Origin of the sequence: Cyanobacterium sp. HL-69 (assembly GCA_002813895.1) — a bacterium.
Classification (GTDB): domain Bacteria; phylum Cyanobacteriota; class Cyanobacteriia; order Cyanobacteriales; family Cyanobacteriaceae; genus Cyanobacterium.
The window spans coordinates 56244-75088 of sequence record CP024912.1 but is presented as its reverse complement, the minus strand read 5'-3'; the positions used below and the strand labels follow the sequence as shown (position 1 = coordinate 75088).

Annotated in this window: 15 protein-coding genes; 9 read left to right on the top strand and 6 right to left on the bottom strand. The window is 38.7% G+C overall.

Annotated elements, in window-relative coordinates:
* Positions 1 to 5 precede the first annotated feature (5 nt).
* Positions 6 to 1277 carry a dihydrolipoamide acetyltransferase family protein gene (locus AA637_RS00325; RefSeq protein ID WP_446683427.1) on the bottom strand — a complete coding sequence of 424 codons (1272 nt, stop codon included), beginning with the start codon at positions 1275 to 1277 and terminating at the stop codon, positions 6 to 8.
* A gap of 116 nt (positions 1278 to 1393) precedes the next feature.
* Between AA637_RS00325 and AA637_RS00320 the strand changes: the two genes are divergently transcribed.
* Entirely contained in the window at positions 1394 to 1852 is a 459-nt protein-coding gene (locus AA637_RS00320) for a GatB/YqeY domain-containing protein (RefSeq protein ID WP_446683426.1), read from the top strand.
* Between the two features lie 246 nt (positions 1853 to 2098).
* On the opposite strand, the gene ccsB is transcribed toward AA637_RS00320, so the two are convergent.
* Together ccsB and AA637_RS00310 are read right to left on the bottom strand one after the other, a co-directional pair.
* Complete coding sequence (gene ccsB, locus AA637_RS00315) at positions 2099 to 3091, bottom strand: c-type cytochrome biogenesis protein CcsB (protein WP_446683425.1); 993 nt, start codon at positions 3089 to 3091, stop codon at positions 2099 to 2101.
* 115 nt (positions 3092 to 3206) lie between these two features.
* A complete protein-coding gene (locus AA637_RS00310; RefSeq protein ID WP_446683424.1) occupies positions 3207 to 4253 on the bottom strand; it encodes a PstS family phosphate ABC transporter substrate-binding protein in 1047 nt (348 codons plus the stop codon).
* A 284-nt stretch (positions 4254 to 4537) separates the two neighbouring features.
* On the opposite strand from AA637_RS00310, the gene pstS reads away from it, so the two are divergent.
* From pstS to pstB, 4 genes are all read left to right on the top strand, one after another.
* Positions 4538 to 5701, top strand: coding sequence for a phosphate ABC transporter substrate-binding protein PstS (gene pstS, locus AA637_RS00305; protein WP_446683423.1), 1164 nt, complete (start codon positions 4538 to 4540; stop codon positions 5699 to 5701).
* A gap of 105 nt (positions 5702 to 5806) precedes the next feature.
* Entirely contained in the window at positions 5807 to 6769 is a 963-nt protein-coding gene (pstC, locus tag AA637_RS00300; protein ID WP_446683422.1) for a phosphate ABC transporter permease subunit PstC, read from the top strand.
* Positions 6770 to 6852: 83 nt separating this feature from the next.
* Complete coding sequence (pstA, locus tag AA637_RS00295) at positions 6853 to 7743, top strand: phosphate ABC transporter permease PstA (protein ID WP_446683421.1); 891 nt, start codon at positions 6853 to 6855, stop codon at positions 7741 to 7743.
* A gap of 268 nt (positions 7744 to 8011) precedes the next feature.
* Complete coding sequence (pstB, locus tag AA637_RS00290) at positions 8012 to 8818, top strand: phosphate ABC transporter ATP-binding protein PstB (protein WP_446683420.1); 807 nt, start codon at positions 8012 to 8014, stop codon at positions 8816 to 8818.
* 118 nt (positions 8819 to 8936) lie between these two features.
* Here pstB and ctpC read toward each other — a convergent pair whose 3' ends face one another.
* Positions 8937 to 10211, bottom strand: coding sequence for a carboxyl-terminal processing protease CtpC (gene ctpC, locus AA637_RS00285; RefSeq protein WP_069789768.1), 1275 nt, complete (start codon positions 10209 to 10211; stop codon positions 8937 to 8939).
* Positions 10212 to 10715: 504 nt separating this feature from the next.
* On the opposite strand from ctpC, the gene AA637_RS00280 reads away from it, so the two are divergent.
* Together AA637_RS00280 and AA637_RS00275 are read left to right on the top strand one after the other, a co-directional pair.
* Positions 10716 to 11168, top strand: a complete 453-nt coding sequence (locus AA637_RS00280; RefSeq protein WP_446683419.1) for an Hsp20/alpha crystallin family protein — start codon at positions 10716 to 10718, stop codon at positions 11166 to 11168.
* Positions 11169 to 11297: 129 nt separating this feature from the next.
* Entirely contained in the window at positions 11298 to 12050 is a 753-nt protein-coding gene (locus AA637_RS00275; RefSeq protein ID WP_446683418.1) for an SDR family NAD(P)-dependent oxidoreductase, read from the top strand.
* A 230-nt stretch (positions 12051 to 12280) separates the two neighbouring features.
* Here the strand turns inward: AA637_RS00275 and pyk are convergent, their stop codons facing one another.
* Positions 12281 to 14062, bottom strand: a complete 1782-nt coding sequence (gene pyk / locus AA637_RS00270; RefSeq protein WP_446683417.1) for a pyruvate kinase — start codon at positions 14060 to 14062, stop codon at positions 12281 to 12283.
* Positions 14063 to 14365: 303 nt separating this feature from the next.
* Here pyk and AA637_RS00265 point away from each other — a divergent pair, with 303 nt between their 5' ends.
* Positions 14366 to 15070 (top strand): Mo-dependent nitrogenase C-terminal domain-containing protein, encoded by a 705-nt coding sequence (locus AA637_RS00265; RefSeq protein WP_446683416.1) that lies wholly within the window; start codon positions 14366 to 14368, stop codon positions 15068 to 15070.
* Positions 15071 to 15400: 330 nt separating this feature from the next.
* Here AA637_RS00265 and uvrB read toward each other — a convergent pair whose 3' ends face one another.
* Complete coding sequence (gene uvrB, locus AA637_RS00260; RefSeq protein WP_446683415.1) at positions 15401 to 17392, bottom strand: excinuclease ABC subunit UvrB; 1992 nt, start codon at positions 17390 to 17392, stop codon at positions 15401 to 15403.
* A 641-nt stretch (positions 17393 to 18033) separates the two neighbouring features.
* Here uvrB and AA637_RS00255 point away from each other — a divergent pair.
* On the top strand, positions 18034 to 18810 hold the full coding sequence (locus AA637_RS00255; protein WP_446683414.1) for an RNA polymerase sigma factor SigF: 777 nt from the start codon (positions 18034 to 18036) through the stop codon (positions 18808 to 18810).
* The last annotated feature ends 35 nt before the right edge of the window (positions 18811 to 18845 follow it).

Sequence of the window (18845 nt, the reverse complement as noted above, 5' to 3'; positions counted from 1 at the left end):
AAAAATTAGAGAGTTAAAGAATGGGTTTCAGACTCAATCAACTGGGCTAAATCCTTGAGGAAAGAAGCCGCATCCGCTCCATAAATATTACGATGATCACAGGTAATATTAACAGTCATCTGATTTTTTACCCCAAAGAAACCCTGTCCATCGGATACCACCGTAGGACGAGCGCCCCCTACTGCGAGGATAGAACCCTGTCCGGGAGGTAAAATAGCGTCAAAACTACTGACACCAAACATACCGAGGTTGGAAATGGTAAAAGTACCCGTGCTATACTCATCGGGTTGTAGTTGTTTTGCTCTGGCTCTGGATACCAAATCTTTCCAGCTACGGGCAAGGGAATAAATATCTACTTGGTCAGCATTTTTTAACACGGGGGTAATCAAACCGCCATCGGGTATGGCAACGGCGATCGCAATGTTGATTCCTTCATTGTATTTGATACCAGCATCGGTGTAACTAGAGTTAACGATGGAGTGTTTTTGTAAAGTAACAGCCACCGCCTTAGCGAGTAAAGCAGTCATGGTGACACCCTTGGGCTTAATTTGACGGTAAAGGGCATCGAGGGCATCGGTGGTAATGTCGTAACTCACATGGAAGGTAGGCACTTGTAAACTCGCCATCATGTTTCTGACTACCGCCTGTTGTAGAGTATTGAGAGGAACAGTTTCCCCAGCATGGTTGTTTACAGGAGCAGGGGCGATCGCCTGAGCAACGGGGGGAGTTGTAACCGCAGAAACAGGGGCTGCAGTGGGCCGACTAGGTGCTTTTCCTGCAACTTTTTCCACATCCTCAGCAGTGATGCGTCCATTTAAACCAGTACCTGCAACGGTAGTTAAATCAACCTTAAATTCCTTAGCTAATTTTTTGGCACGGGGAGAAGCAATTAACCTGCCACTAGGTGCATTAATCGTCGTAGTTGCTACAGGTTCAGGGGCTGTAGGTTCAACCGTTTCCTCTACCTTCGGAGCCGATGCACCATTGGATGAACTAGGGGCGCTACTTGCTTTTTTCTTCGCTTCCTCAATTTCCGCCTCAGTTTCGGCAATGTATGCAATGGCAGCACCTACGGGGGCTTCTTCTCCAGCATCCACTAAAATAGTGGCTAAATAACCAGAATAAAAAGATTCTACATCCATATCCGCCTTGTCTGATTCGACCACAACGACGGTTTCTCCCTTCTCAACCTTATCTCCCGGAGCTTTTTCCCATGAAACTATTTTTCCCTCGGTCATAGTAGAGCTGAGGGCGGGCATAAATATATCGTGAATCATTTAGTTTACAATTTATCTTATTTAGTTCTCAAACTCTTTATTATATAGGAATTTGACTACCACAAAACCCCACAGGTTACAATAAAAGTTGTGTTTATTTTGAGTGTTATTAAAAAATGAGTTTAAAAGATAAAATTGGCGAAGATATTAAAACAGCCATGAGAGCAAAGGATAAGATTCGCCTAGAAACCGTCAGAAGCATTAAAAAAGTATTATTAGAAAAGGAAGTGGATTTGAGAGGTAAGGGTAAGGATAGTCTTAGCCCTGATGATGAGGTGCAAATTTTAGTACAACAGGCAAAGCAAAGACGGGATTCAATCGAGCAATATATCGGTGCAAATCGTCCTGATTTAGCTGAAAAAGAACAAGCAGAGTTAGCAATCATAGAGACTTATTTACCTGAACAAATTTCCGATGAGGAGTTAGGGCAGATTGTGGATCAAATTATTGCGACGGTAGGGGCTTCTAGTGCCAAGGATATGGGTAAAGTGATGGGTGTAGCGATGAAGGATTTGAAGGGTAAGGCTGATGGGAAAAAAATTCAGGAGTTAGTTAAAGCTAAATTGGCAGGATAATATTTATTTTTATTAAATATATTCATTCCCCCCTTATTAAGGCAGGGGTGATTCAAAGTAGGTATCAAAATTGATTTCCCCTCACCCCCAACCCCTCTCCCAAAAGGCGAGGGGAGAATTATTTACTATTAACTGACTGATTAGTAGTTAAAAAAACTCTTTGTTTGATACTGGTAATGAATTTTAGAAGTTAAGATTTTGGAGAATGAATCACCCCTGGTCAATGCGAGGGATTTAATGATATATCTAAAAAAACCAACCGTAAGAATGTAATCCTTTACCAAGAATATTAACTCCAAGGTAGCAAATCCACACTACAAAAAAGCCACCAGCGGCCAAAATAGCTGGTTTTCTACCCTGCCAACCTTTGGTAATTCGAGCGTGAAGATAGGCGGCAAATACAAGCCAAGTAATTAATGCCCATGTTTCTTTGGGATCCCAACTCCAGTAAGATCCCCATGCTTCGTTTGCCCACACACCACCTGATATAATGCCGATGGTGAGGAGGGGAAATCCTAAACCAATAATGCGATAACTAATATTATCGAGGGTATCTATTAGGCTCAAACGTTCGGGGGAAAGGGTAATTGCCGTTTCTACGGGTTTTGTTAATACTGCTGTACCACCTTGATTCTGGGTTAAGTCGGGTTGTACTGACTCGGTATTATATTTTAGGTTAAATTTCTTGACGTTACGATAAGCGCCTGTGCCAACGGAACTTCCCCTTAATTGGATTTCTTTTCCTCGGGTAAAAATCAAAAAGGCGATCGCAATTAAAGAACCTACCATGAGGGCAGAATAACTAAACATCATCACGCTAACGTGCATCATCAACCAATTAGACTTGAGAGCAGGTACAAGGGGTTCGCTATGTTGCATCTCTGAAGGTAAGGAAAGGGCAGCAAAGGCGGTAATACCCATGGCAACGGGAGCAGTAAAAACCCCTACCAATCTACTATCGCTCATTTTTTCAGCGATGAGGTGAACTACGGTAATGCCCCAAGTGAGGAAAAATAAAGACTCATAAAGGTTACTCAAGGGGAAATATCCCCCCTCAATCCATCTTGCCCCCAGCAAAGTGGCGATCGCCAAGTTAGCGATAATCATGCCAGTGGTACCTAATTTGGGCAACCAAGTAAAAGTAGGAAAAGCTGTACCAACCCAATACAAAAGCATTGTAGCAAATAGCACAGCAAACGATATATTATCTAAGGTACTCTGTAAAGCAACTAAATCCATAGGTTAAAACTGTTTAAATTAAAATAAAGCTATAAACAAAACATTTATCTACCTTTATTCTAAACCCCCATCGACCCTAGAGAAAAAAGACCAACGGTCGTTAAACTAGCCTATCCTAAAAAACATAGCCACTCTCCCCATCTTGAGCATAGGTTTTACTTAACAACTCGTTTATACTGACATTAAATACTGCCTCACCATTAAACACCGTACCCACCTGATGGGTATTAAAATGAATTAGTCCCACATCATAGGCCGTATCAGGCAAAGGCAAATAACCCACTTCCCTTACCACCGCCGAAGCTGACTGTAGGTAATACTCCACAAAAGTTTTTAGGGCTGGGTTATCTTGGGCGCTCTTAGCATTAACATAAATGAACAGAGGACGAGTTAGAGGGCGATAAGTATTATTACTAATGGTTTCATCAGAAGGCGAAATTGCTCCTTCCCCATTATCAATGGCGATCGCCTTTAATTTATCCTGATTTTGCTCATAATAAGCATAGCCAAAATAACCAAGGGCATTAGTATCCTGTGCTACTCCATTAACCAAAGCCTCGTCATCCTCACTAAATACATAATCATTACGACTAGCTTGGGTTTCCCCCATGACTGCCCCTGTAAAATACTCAAAAGTCCCAGAGTCACGCCCAGGTCCAAATAAATTTAAAGTATTATCAGCCCAACTAGAATTAACTTGACTCCATCGAAGAATTTGATTTTCCGCACTCGGTTCCCACATGGTTTTTAACTCCTCTACCGTAATAGAATCAATCCAATCATTACTCGGATTAACCACCACCGTAAGGGCATCAAAAGCCACAGGTAATTCAATATAAGCAACACCATTTTTTTTGCATTCAGCCATCGCTTCCTGGGGAATAGGCACAGAAGCGTTGTTTATATCTGTTTCCCCATTACAAAACTTGCGGAAACCACCCACCGAACCAGAAAAACCAACATCAACATTAATGCCTTCTTCATTTTCAGCATTGAAATTTTTGGTGATGGAATCGGTGATGGGAAAAACCGTACTAGAACCATCAATAGATATTGATTTCGTTTCCTCGGCAACGGTATTTCCACAGGCCTGAGTTAACAATCCTAACCCCATAAATAATAAAATAACTTGAATTGATCTACGGTAGTATTTTGTAAACATATACTTAACCTCTTGAATAAAAGCAATAGTGACATATTACTTTTGATTTTATTTCAAGAAAACTTGTTTTGTACCTTTTGTAACAAAAAAGATAAATTAACTTAAAAAGGTTAATAAAAGTAGAGCTAATTGGCTTTTTTTGTCAATAAAATTAAGGCTTAAAATCAACAAAAAAAAAAGATAGATAAAAAATAAATTTCTTAACCTAACCTTTACCAACAAATAAGCATCCCTGTTCTATCATTAGAACCTGAACAAGTAATTAATTTTATATTCACAATTATATGTTGACCAAATTAAACAGTAAAACTTTAAAAAATAGAGTTTTGGGTGGGTTTTCTAGTCTTACCTTAGCTTTTGTTTTAGCAGCCTGTGGCGGTGAGTCCACCACCACTACCCCCACAGAAGGAGAAGGAGGAGGCGAAACTACCACTGGTCAAACCAGCAGTATTGAACTTCCTTTTGAAGATAGTGTTGCTTTGACAGGGGCGGGAGCTAGTTTCCCCGCAGCTATTTATCAAAACTGGTTTGTAAGTTTGAATGAACAAGTACCTCAACTACAAGTTAACTATCAGTCCGTAGGTAGTGGTGCTGGTATCGAACAATTTACTGCTGGTACTGTGGATTTTGGTGCTAGTGACGTTGCCATGACTGACGAGCAAATTGCAGAAATTGATCGAGGAGTTTTACTTTTACCTGTAACCGCTGGTGGTATTGTATTTGCGTTTAACGTCCCTGGAGTCGAAGAATTAAACCTCAGTAGAGAAGTTTATGTGGATATGGCTTTGGGCAGAATTACCCGTTGGAATGACCCTCGCATTGCCGCTGATAACCCCGATGCTGAGTTACCAGATTTAGCCATTACCTTCGTACATCGTTCTGATGGTAGTGGTACCACTGGGGTATTCACCAAACATTTAGAAGCTATTAGCGAAGACTGGGCCAATGAAGTCGGCTCAGGAACCACTGTGGAGTGGGGATCTGCTGGTGGTAGTTTTATTGGTAGTAGAGGTAATGAAGGGGTAACTGCAAGTATTATGCAAACCGAAGGAGGCGTTGGTTATATTGAGTATGGTTATGCTCTTAATAACAATATTCCCATGGCATCTTTAGAAAATGCTTCTGGTGAATTTGTCTTCCCTACCGAAGAGACTACTTCCGCAACCTTGGGTAACGTGGAACTACCTGACAACCTCAGAGCGTTTATCCTAGATCCTGAAGGTGCTGACTCTTACCCTATAGTTACCTACACTTGGATTATGGCTTATCAACAATATGATGATCCTCAAAAGGCTGTAGCTTTAGAAGCGGCCATTCAATACGCTTTGACAGAAGGTCAAAATGTAGCCACCGAATTAGGTTATATTCCTTTACCTCCTAATGTAGCCGCCAGAGTAGCAGAAGCTGCGGATCAGCTAACTGATGAGTTTACCATCACTGTTGACTAAGATTTAATTTAGTCGTTAGGACTTTTTTCACCATTTTCTCGTTAATTATGACGAGAAAATGGTACAAACCGATATATTTACAGTTCATCTAATTTGGTGTAAAAAATGAGTGCTTCTGGTTATTCCAGTCGATCTGGTGCCGTTACCGATTCAAGGTCTGTGGCCGAAAAAAATATTGATCTGGGTTTTCGTTGGCTTACTTATGCTTTTGCCATCGGCATTGGTTTAATTTTAGTAAGTATTGCTCTGATTATTATTATTGGGGCTTGGCCAGCTATTGTTGAGATCAATTTTAGTTTCTTTGCGGGAAGCAATTGGAATCCTGTTATTGATAACTATGGAACTTTGATGGTAATTTACGGAACTTTGGTAAGTTCTTTTATTGCTTTATTAATAGCTGTTCCTTTAGGAGTTGGTGCTGCGATCTTTTTGAGTGAAGATTTTATTCCTGAGCAAATTCGTACAATCTTAGTCTTTTTAGTAGAAATTTTGGCAGCCATCCCCAGTGTGGTTTATGGATTGTGGGGTATTTTCGTATTAATCCCCATCACAAAAGTTTTTGGTACTTGGTTGAATACTAACTTTGGCTGGATTCCCATTTTTAGTACTGTGCCACCTGGTCCGGGTATGCTACCCGCCGGGATCATTTTATCCATTATGATTTTACCAATTATTATTGCCATTTCCCGTGATTCTTTGGCATCTTTACCCCCTGATTTGCGTCAAGCATCTTTGGGATTGGGGGCAACCCGTTGGGAAACTATTTTTCGTGTGTTAATTCCTGCAGCTATTTCTGGCATTGTGGGGGGAACTATGTTGGCTTTAGGTCGTGCCATGGGAGAAACCATGGCTGCCACGATGATTATTGGTAACTCTAACCGTCTTAATATTTCCATTTTAGATCCTGCCAATACGATCGCCTCTTTAATCGCTAACCAGTTCGCTGAGGCAAGTGGTTTACAGGTTTCGGCTCTGATGTATGCTGGTTTAGTATTGATGATTTTAACTTTTATTGTGAATATTTTTGCGGAAATTATTGTTAATAAGATTAAGGCAAAATACGACTAATTTGATTGTTAAAAAAATATTTTTGATGAGCAATTTAGCCGCTCTAATTATTAGTTTCAGTATAGTTTTATCCTAATTTTATTATGACTTCCTCCACCGTTAAGGGTTTAAATTTAAAAAAGCAAGGTAGTAGCCCAAGGACTATTTTGGGTAATATCATGACAGCCATTTCTGCCTTGTGTGTTATCATCACCGTCATTCCTTTGGTGGCGGTAATCTACTTTGTCTTGATCCAAGGTTTTAGTCGTTTAAATACAGATTTGTTTACCAAGTTACCCCCTCCTCCTGGTTTAACGGATGGGGGATTAGCTAATGCCATTATCGGGACTTTGGTGGTGGTAGGCATTGCCACAGTCATTGCTGTGCCTTTTGGGGTGATGGCGGCTATTTATTTATCAGAATTTAGCGCTAACAATAAAACAGCTCTGACCATTCGCTTTGCCACTAACGTTTTGAGTGGTGTGCCTTCTATTATTGCGGGGGTATTTGCTTACGGTTTATTGGTATCTAGCGGTATTATCGGCTTTTCTGCGGTGGCTGGGGGCGTTGCTTTGGCGGTGTTGATGCTACCAACGATCATTCGTACTACTGATGAGGCTCTAAAAATTGTTCCCCAAGATGTTCGCTGGGCTGCTTTGGGGGTTGGTGCTTATAATTATCAAACGGTGATCAAAATCGTTCTACCTGCGGCCTTGCCCGGTATCATCACTGGGGTTACTTTGGCGATCGCCCGAGCAGCGGGGGAAACTGCTCCCCTATTGTTTACGGCTTTATATTCCAACTTCTGGCCCAATGTTTCTGCTCAAGGTTTCTTAGAACCCATCGCCACCTTAGCGGTATTGGTGTACAACTTTGCGATCGTACCTTTTCCAGCCCAGAACGAATTAGCTTGGGCAGGGGCTTTAATCTTGGTATCATTAGTATTATTAACCAGCATTCTTGCTCGTCTAGCTACCCGTAAACAAGTGTATTAATTGAGTAAAGATTCAAAAATAAATTAATACTTTTAACCTTAAAATTATTACAGATATAACATCTCATTTTTTTTAGTTAATTCAGAATTGTTCCATAACATTCCTAAATAAATTGTGAAAAGATACTCGGTTTAACTTTTTCCCCATGGGGGAGTGTGAAATCAACAATTATCGCCACAAAAACAGGATTGTTTTATCTACAAAGTAAATCTATTACTTATTATTTATCACTAACTCACATAAAACAATGTACTCCGAGAATAGTTACATGGACTCTCCAAACATAAACAGCGGTGGCTCAAGGGTAATGGCATTAGAGAACGTTGATATTTATTATGGTAAGTTTAAAGCCGTTAGGGGCGTAAATTTAGATATTGAGCAAAATAAAATCACTGCTTTTATTGGCCCTTCGGGATGCGGTAAAAGTACCATTCTTAGATCCCTCAACCGTCTTAACGATCTGATCAAAATCTTCCATCTCACAGGCAGAATAAGTTATCATGGACAAAACCTATATGCCAAAGATATTGACCCCGTAAGACTACGGAAACACATTGGCATGGTATTCCAGCGCCCTAACCCCTTCCCAAAAACCATTTATGATAATGTTGCCTATGGGGCGAGAATCAACGGTTATAAGGGAGATTTAGATGAATTGGTCGAAACTTGTTTACGTCGCTCGGTATTGTGGGATGAAGTCAAGGATAAGTTGCAAGAAAGTGGTTTTTCTTTATCTGGGGGGCAACAACAAAGGTTATGTATCGCCAGAACCATTGCCGCTGAGCCAGAAGTGTTGTTAATGGATGAACCTTGTTCGGCATTAGATCCTATTTCTACCCTCAAAATAGAGGAGTTGATGCACGAGTTAAAACAAAACTATACCATTGTGATTGTTACCCATAATATGCAACAGGCCACGAGGGTTGCGGATAAAACTGCTTTTTTTAATGCTGAAGCGGTGGGTAATAAGGGTAATAAGGTGGGTTATTTGGTCGAGTTTGATCAAACCGACAAGATATTTAATGATCCTGCTGAGGAATTAACCAGAGACTATGTAACTGGTAAATTTGGTTAAAGTTTGCTCATTTAATTAAATCGTTATTGTGGGGGCGTTATAGATTACGTCTCTTTTTTTTGACTATAAATCGTAATAGCAACCAAGGGGTTTAAACCCCTTGTTATGGAAATAATGATTAATTTTGGGCAGTTTTGGTAATTTGATTACGAAGAGTCTCAAAGGCTTTTTTGAATTGCCCATCTTCTAAGGTTCCGACTTTTTGGCGATCGCCCGCTAAAAGTTCTTGTTCTTCCTCGCTAAGTTCCGATACAATATCAGGGGTAATACCTTCCTTGTTAATATCTCGACCATCGGGGGTAAGATACTTAGAAATAGTAACCGCTAATCCAGAACCATCGCTCAAGCCCCGCACCGATTGCACCAAACCTTTTCCAAAAGTTTGAGTTCCCACAATGGTTGCTCTTTCGTTGTCCTGTAGCGCCCCTGACACAATTTCACTAGCACTAGCGGAACCACCATCTACTAATACCACCAGAGGCTTATCTGTCAAAGCTCTACCATTAGCTTGGTGGCTATCCACTTCCCCTACCCTGTCAACGGTGGTGACAATGCCCCCTTGATCAATAAACATTCGAGAAATTTCTACACTAGAGTATAACAAACCCCCAGGATTAGAACGTAGATCTAATATATAACCATTAACATTTTCTGATTCCGCCTGTGCGATCGCATTGCGCATCTCTGCAGAAGCATTATTACTAAATTGAACCAAACGAATATAAGCAACCTTACCAATATTAGGGTCTTCCTCAATTCTTGCCCTAACAGGCTTAATTTCAATTTTGGCACGGGTAAGATCAAAATCTATTTCCCGACTGTCCCTTTGTATAGTCAACACCACATTACTTCCAGGGACACCTCTAATTAAATTAACCGCATCATTAAGCTCCATACCTTCGGTACTTTGACCATCAATTTTAGTAATAATATCCTTTGCCATAAGTCCAGCATCCGAAGCGGGGGTGTCTTCGATGGGTGCCACCACCACAATATTATCTGTCTCCTCCTCCTTGGTAATTTGAATACCTACCCCCGTCAACTCCCCAGAAGTATCAATCTGCATACTTCTAAACTCTTCAGGGTTCATAAAGCGAGTATAAGGGTCATCCAATGTTTTCAACATTTCTCTCACCGCCTCATAGGCCTCTTCCTCATTAGCGTATTCCCTTTCTAGGTACTCATTTCTGATGCTACGCCAATCTTGACCGTTAAAAGTTGCATCGACATAACGGCTATTGATTACTTGCCATACTTCATCGACTATTTCTTTAGGGCTTTGTTGCACAAAAGCCTGAGTTTGGGAATAATGGAGTCCAAAGCCTGTGATTGCTACACTACCAGCAGTTAAAGCAGCCGCCCCTAAAATTAGTCCATTCTTAGTGATATTCATATTGTCGAGTTAGTGTGATGAAAATAAGTTTTTCTTTTTTTTAGCCTTGTTAAAGATAATTCATTTTATACTTTTCTATCTTTAATGATTAACTATTTAGAATACTTTGATATTAGCATAATTTATTTTTTGATAGTAAAAGACTGCCCTTCTATGATGAATCGATGAACCTACCACGAAGTATTAACCAGCTTTATCTTGCTTCTATTTTTACTTACATTCTCATTTCGGCGTTGCTGAATTTATATATTATTTTTAGTTTAGATGAGAGTAGGGAATGGGCAATGAGTAATGGTCATAATATTTAAAATATTGAATGTTCATTGTAATTTAATAAGATTTGATAACAAAATTAAGCGATGCCTACTCAATAAACTAACAAGAAATATTCGGTAAACTGTCCTCAACAAATATCGGTTTTCACTACCCTACTTTTACATAATAACTGGCAATATATAAAGTAAAGAATAATTTATAAATAACGATTGCTGGAGGATTAAGTTCATGTCTTTAGTTCGTTTTTATCCCCTTTCAGATGTAAATATTTTACACCGTCAAATGAACCGCTTATTTGATGAGTTAAGTAATAATTGGGAGCAAGTGCCAACCATTGGTAATATTCCTTTAGAATTATTTGATAATGGCGATAATCTTACCTTAAAAGCAGTGATTCCTGGCATAAACAAAGACGATATTGATATCAGTGCTACTCGTCAGAGCATAAAAATTATGGGAGAATTTAATCAAAAAGCCGAAGAAAAAGAAAACAATTATTATATTTCTGAATTTAATTATGGTAAGTTTGAACGCACAATAACCTTACCTATAGCCATCAAAAATAATGAGGTTACAGCGGATTATAATGATGGTATTTTAACCTTAAATTTACCTAAAGTAGAAGAAGTAAAAAATAAAGTTGTCAAGGTTAGTTTAAATTCCAATAATACTGTATTGTAAACCGCCGACAATGACATTTATTATGGGTGGACAACTGTTCACCTTTTTTTATTGTTTTATCAACTAAAGTTGCTGATCACTTTACAAAAGTAAATGCTATCATAGCCATAAAAATAATTTGACAATAGTATGTCTGATAAATATTGTTTAATACTAGGAGCGAGTCAGGGTATCGGTTTAGGCTTTGTAAAACAATTAATTAAAGAACAAAATTACACAACAATATATACGGTATATCGAAATCAAAATACTGCACAAGAATTATTTAATTTACAAAAAGAGTATCCTCATAATATTGTCTGTTTACAAGGAGATATTACCCAAGAAAAAGACATTGTTAACATAGTAGAAAAAATAAAATCGACAGCTAATAAACTACACCTAGTTATAAACTGTGTCGGCATCCTCCATGAAGAAGAAATTGAACCAGAAAAAAGTTTAAAACATATCAATAACGACAACTTATTACGTTATTTTCAGGTCAACTCTATTCCCACTGTCTTGTTAGCTAAACATTTATTGATTTTGTTAAAACATTCAGAAATTAGCATTTTTACCACCATATCGGCGAAAGTGGGAAGCATAGAGGACAATTATTTGGGGGGCTGGTATGGTTATCGTGCTTCCAAATCTGCTCTTAATATGTTTCTCAAAAATATTGCGATCGAATACAATAGAGTGAGTAAAAAAACTATTGTGGTGGCTTTGCATCCCGGAACGACTGATACAAAATTATCAAAACCGTTTCAAGGAAATGTTGTCCCTGAAAAGTTATTTTCTGTGGAGCGTTGCACTTCCCAATTACTATCAATAATTAATGCTTTAAACAAGGATGATCACGGAAAGTTTTTCTCTTGGGATGGTTCTATTTTACCTTGGTAATTAATTTGAAATGCTGATTATATTATTATATTATCAAAAGTAATTTATGGATTAAAGTAAAATTGATTTAGTCTTCTGACATCCATGAAAAACTGTTCTATTCTCATGGTTGATCATGAGTCAGATAACTTTGAGGTTATTGAGACATTTTTAAGCTCAGAAGATTATCAAGTGAGAATAGATAATCAACTTACTTGAGTTTTTATTTATTATCCATTCTCAATTATCCATTAATCTACCCCATCTTGACTGCCATCAGTACCAAGATAAACTAAGCCCTGTTCAATTTTCATGGTTACAAAACTAGCATCACGGATAACAGTAGTTGCATCTTTAACTCCTACAATAACGGGAATACCAAGGCGCATTCCTATCTGGGCAGCGTGCGATCGCACTCCACCCTCCTCGGTAATAATACCACTAGCCAAACGCATGGCATCTACATAATTATTATCCGTGCCTTTCGCCACCAAAATATCCCCCTGATTAAAATTAGTAAGGTTATTAACATCATGGATTACCTTGGTGCGCCCAGTAATGACCCCTTGCCCGATACCAAGGCCCTCGCTAAGTAAACCCTTTACAATCTCCACCTTAATCAAATCCGTGGAACCTGCTACCCCCTGTAAAGTCCCTGCGGTCATTACCACCAAATTACCATCTTCTAACAACTCCTCTTCCCTTGCCAACTCAATAGCCGAACTGAAAACCTGTTTTAAACCTGGCATATCCAACAATAATAAAGGTTTTACTCCCCAGACAAGCTGTAGTTGACGGGAAATGCTCACGTGGGGGGTGATCGCCAAAATTGGTGTTTTCGGGCGAAATTTGGACACGTTACGAGCCGTTGCACCCGTTTTTGTAAGAGTCATGATGGCACTAGCCTTAAGCTGTTTAGCAATTTGCCCGACTGCCCCAGAAATGGCATTGGGAATATTTTGACTATCCATTTGGGTGAGCATATGGGGGGCAATGGAATCCCTTTCTTCCTCGGTGCGTCTAGCAATTTTTGCCATGGTAGCCACCGCTTGAACAGGATATTTACCCACCGCCGTTTCATTGGAAAGCATTACTGCATCGGTACCATCCAAAATGGCATTAGCAACATCAGAAACCTCTGCCCTAGTGGGGCTAGGACTATTTGCCATACTGTCTAACATTTGAGTGGCGGTAATGATGGGAATACCCAAACGATTAGCGGTACGAATCAAGCGTTTTTGTAAAATGGGAACGTCCTCAGCGGGTAATTCAACCCCTAAATCTCCCCTTGCGACCATAACCCCATCACACAGAGAAAGAATTTCCTCCATTTGTTCAATGGCTTCGTGTTTTTCTATTTTGGCAATGACGGGGGTAGATTTTCCGGCACTGGCAATTAAATCTTTGATTTCTAAGACATCTTGGGGATTTCTCACGAAACTAAGGGCTACCCAGTCCACCCTTTGATCTAACCCAAACATTAAATCTTTTTTATCTTTTTCCGTTAGGGCTTTGACGGATAAATAAACGTTGGGGAAGTTAACTCCTTTGTTGCTGGAGAGTACACCCCCTACCACTACCTGACAATGAAGATCTCTATTTTCTTTATCAATTTCTTTTACTACCATTTCCACCCTACCATCATCAAGAAGGATTCTGGCATTGAGGGGAACTTCTTCTGCTAGATGTTCGTAACTAATACAGGCAATTTTATCATCACATTTTACATCCCTACTGGTGAGTACATAGCGATCGCCCTCATGTAATTCAATAGAACCACATTCATATTTACCTAACCGAATTTTAGGGCCTTGTAAATCTTGTAAAATACCAATGGGACGATTAAGCTCATTTTCCACTTGGCGAATCATCCGAATACTACTTTGATGGACTTCGTGGGTACCATGGGAAAAGTTGAGACGAAAAGTATTGGCGCCAGCAAGGATCATTTTGCGCAATGTTTCGGGATTCGCACAACCAGGACCGACGGTTGCTACAATTTTAGTACGGCGGGAAAATTTCTCAGACATCACCTAATATTTACAGATCGAATGTGATTGAATATTATACCCTAGGGACGTTCAAAATTGATAACTATGAGGTTTTATTCTCTTTGGATTTTATCTTTAATTTTTTATTTCTAACTTGTTCTTGACTAAAATTCATCTCATGACGGATGAGACTCTAACGAATCGATATAAAAAAAATAAAAAAAACTATCCTTCCCTAATTACAACACGTTATAAAGTCCACCCCAATTGTTACTGATTTCCGTATTTTGAAATTAGGATTCATTGTATAGAATTAGAGGTAGTTTAGATTTTCTATCTGTCATCATGAATACAAATAACAATAGTTCGGCGGTTGTCACTAGTGAGATACAAAAATTAGACGATCGCACCATAACCGCTTGGCTAAGGGGGTTGTTAACGGTTGCCTATGCAGATGGTCATTTTGACCCCGAAGAGCAGGATTTAATAGCTAGTTTAACCCAATATGAATTGATGCCCAACACCAATCTAGGTGATTTAGAACCTATTTCTCCCCAAGATTTAGCTACAGAATTGGGAGAAGATACAGATATCAGAGAAAACTTTTTGCGTACAGCGGTAATGATGGCGATCGCCAATGGGGTATATTCCCAAGCCGAAGCCGATGCTGTCCATAGTTTTCACAAAGCCCTAGACTTGGACATAGAAGCCCTTAAGTCCTTAGAAGCCACCCTTTGGAATCCCACAAACAAAGATGATAACACCATTGCCCAAGGAAAAGGCGAAGGTGCGATCGATGTTCTCAATCCCGTCAAAAAATGGCTGGATGGCATGGATATAGATGATCCTAGAGTAGCTCGTTTCCTTTGTAAAATGATCCCTCCCCAATGCCCCTTTGAAAGAGATATTAAACTATTTGGCAAGAAAATAGTCCATATTCCCCCCATGTGTAAGCTAAATCCCCTCTACGAACAATTGGTGGGCTTAAGATTTCGCTCCCTTTCCTATCTTGCCGATGATTGCAACGAAGATATTTCTAATTATATTTAGAAGAATAGAGAGACTGATTTACGAGGCAAGTTGAACTTAAAAAACTCAACAAAAAACTCTCCTTGTTTATGCAAGATCCAATATGTTATCTTAGATACATACCGTCGGGCGGACGGGAATTTAACGCTTGAGGAGTAGGTTGCAAAGCCTAGCCATGAACCCGTAAGACTCGTGAGTAGCGTTAGTGAAAGGAGCCAGTTCAGCCCAAAAATCCTTCATCTTTGATGATTGGAACGTCACTCGATTTTTTATCAAAAATAAAGGGCTAGTTTTCTAGCCCTTTTAAATTTCGGACTTTAAAAACAATATAAATGTTATCCCTCACTCCAGTTAATTAGTTCTTAATTTTGCCCTTAAATTTTTAATTTTATCTCTCATTTCTGCCGCTTTTTCAAATTCTAATTCCTTAGCATAAGTTTTCATTTGCTCTTCAAATTGTTTAATTAAATCGGGAATTTTATCTAGGGTTACTTCTTCAATATGATTATAAACCGTTTCTAATTGTTCACTATTCAAACGACGGGTTATATCTAAAAATTCTAAAATAGAACTACTAGATTTTTTACTAATTGACCGAGGAATAATATTATTGTTTTTATTATAAGCTAACTGTAATTTTCTTCTTCTTTCTGTCTCATTTAAAGCTCTTTCCATGCTATCGGTTAAGTTATCTGCATACAAAATGGCTTCCCCATTAACATGACGGGCGGCACGTCCGATGGTTTGAATTAAAGATTTTTCTGATCGTAAAAAACCTTCCTTATCAGCATCCATAATGACTACTAAAGATACTTCAGGCAAGTCTAAACCTTCTCTGAGTAGGTTCACCCCGATGAGAATATCAAATTCTCCTGCCCTCAAACCTTGTATGATTTCTATTCTTTCAATAGACTGGATTTCGGAGTGTAAATATCGAACTTTTATATCTCTTTCTTGAAGATAATTGGTTAAATCTTCTGCCATTCTTTTAGTAAGGGTAGTAATCAATACCCGCTCTTTTTTAGCTATTCTTTTCTTGACTTCTCCTAATAAATCATCAATTTGATTTTCGGTAGGTCTAATAAATATTTCTGGGTCTAAAATACCTGTAGGACGAATTATTTGTTGGGAAATATTACTTTCTGATTGTTCAATTTCCCACTGGCTAGGGGTAGCCGAAACAAAAATACATTGATGAACTTTATGCCAAAATTCCTCTGCTTTGAGGGGGCGATTATCTGCCGCGCTAGGGAGTCGAAAACCGTGATCAATTAAGACTCTTTTTCTAGCTTGATCTCCGTTATACATTCCCCTAATTTGTGGTACGGTAACATGGGATTCATCTACCACTAATAACCAGTCTTTGGGGAAATAATCTACTAAGCATTCGGGAGATTCTCCCGGTTGTCTTCCTGCTAGGTGACGAGAATAGTTTTCTACGCCGTTGCAGTAGCCGACTTCTTGCAACATTTCTAAGTCGTAGCGAGTTTTTTGTTTTAGTCGTTGGGCTTCTACTAATTTTCCTTGTTTTTCTAGTTCTATTAGTCTAATTTCTAATTCTGTTTTGATAGAGGCGATCGCACTTTCTAACTGATCTTGGGGGGTAACAAAGTGTCTTGCGGGGTAGATATTAATCCTTTCTAATTGCTGGATAAATGAGCCATCTACGGGGTCTAAAAGGGAAATTGAGTCGATTTCATCTCCAAAAAAATCAAGGCGAATTACTCGATCTTCGTAGGCGGGAACGATTTCTAAAACATCCCCTTTGAGTCGAAAACTACCCCGTGCTAGTTCGATGTCATTACGGGTATATTGAATGGTTACTAAATCTCGTAATAGTTGGCGGGTGTCATATTCTTGCCCAACGGTCAGTTTCACCGAGGCTTTTAAATATTCTGAGGGGATACCCAAACCATAAATGCAACTGATAGAAGCCACCACAATTACATCTTGACGCTCAAATAATGAACGGGTAGCGGAGTGGCGCAACATATCGATTTCATCATTGATGGATGAGGTTTTTTCGATGTAGGTATCGGTAACGGGGATGTAGGCTTCTGGTTGATAATAGTCGTAATAACTAACGAAATATTCCACGGCATTGTGGGGGAAAAACTGCCTTAATTCTTCACATAATTGGGCAGCGAGGGTTTTATTATGGGCTAAAACTAAGGTGGGTTTTTGGTGATGGGCGATCGCATTTGCCACCGTATAAGTTTTGCCTGTACCCGTTGCCCCTAAAAGGGTATGGAAGCGATCGCCATTTTCCAAGGCTTCGATGATGGATTTGATGGCGGTGGGTTGGTCTCCTGTGGGTTTAAAGGGCGCTCGTAGTTGAAACATCAAATCAAAAGGATTTTAGGGCAATTATATATTTTACATTGTGAGCGGTTCATTGGTATTACCCACAATGAATTGAGTGACTAAATAAAAATTATTTTAAAACTTGTTAACTATCAAAAATAAAGATAGCAATTATAAATAAATTGAGAATAAAGTATTACCAATAATTTGAAAGAAAAAAGCTTTATGTCTTGAAAAAATATCATTAATTATTAATGATTATGACTATGCAACCATCGTACAAAAATGCCTAAAATCAATTCTTCATAATTGATAAGTAATAGAGTGTGAGGCTTGTTTCATAAATAGATTTACCTTTTCCTGTTATTTGGCATATCTTATAAGTGCAGTTAGACTACCATAGCGATATAAATATGATATAGTGGTATTAAATATAACAAAATAAAAGAATCTTTAGTCATAAGTTATAAAACTTAATAAATATTTGTAAAGTGTCCGTAAAAATAGCTAAGTATTGCATTTTTTAGAGTAAACAAAAACAGTAAAAATACGGTTGTGTAAATAGATGAAAGTAACATATGATGTAAACGTGTCTTGAAAGATTCGTTAGCCTAACTAAGTTATTACCGAGACAGCCATCGGATAATTTGGATAAGAATTTCATAAGCAGAGATAAGAAAATGCCCATAAAATCTACCACTCAGTACAAAACAGCCAACGAGGAATTATTTGCGCTCTACGCCGAAAACAAGGATCAAAGAGTTCGCAATCGTATTGTAGAGTTAAATTTAGGTTTGGTAAAAAAAGAGGCATCCCATTGGACAAATCAATGTCAAGAAAATTTTGATGATTTGTTACAGGTTGGTAGTCTCGGTTTACTAAGGGCGATCGAAAGATTTGACATAGAAAAAGGTTTTGCTTTTAGTTCTTTTGCCCTTCCCTACATTCGGGGAGAAATTCAACATTATCTCAGAGATAAAGGTTATTCTGTCAGGATTCCCCGTCGTTGTTTAGAATTAAAAAATAAAGCGAATCGTGTGGTCAGAGAGTTGAGAGAAGAGTTAAAACGTCAGCCTAATGATCACGAAATTGCCAGAAAATTAGGAGTATCCTTAGGGGAATGGCAAGAGGTAAAACTAGCTTATAGAAATAGAGAGCCTCTGAGCCTTGATGCGAAAACTAGTCAGGATGAGGATAGATCTACTCTTGGGGAAATGCTCCCAGATTCTCAGTACCATAGTTTTCAGTTAGTAGAAGAAGATAAGATCAGAATTCAAGGTGCTTTATCTCAATTAGAAGATACTACTCGCAAAGTATTAGAATTTGTTTTTTTACAAGATTTAACCCAAAAAGAAACCGCAGAGCGTTTGGGGGTTAGTGTTATTACTGTGTCCCGTCGCATCAAAAAAGGTATTAGTAGCATGAGAGGAATGATCCAACAAGATGAATTTGAGTAAAATATATTTAAGGATTATTGTTAAAATAGTCTATC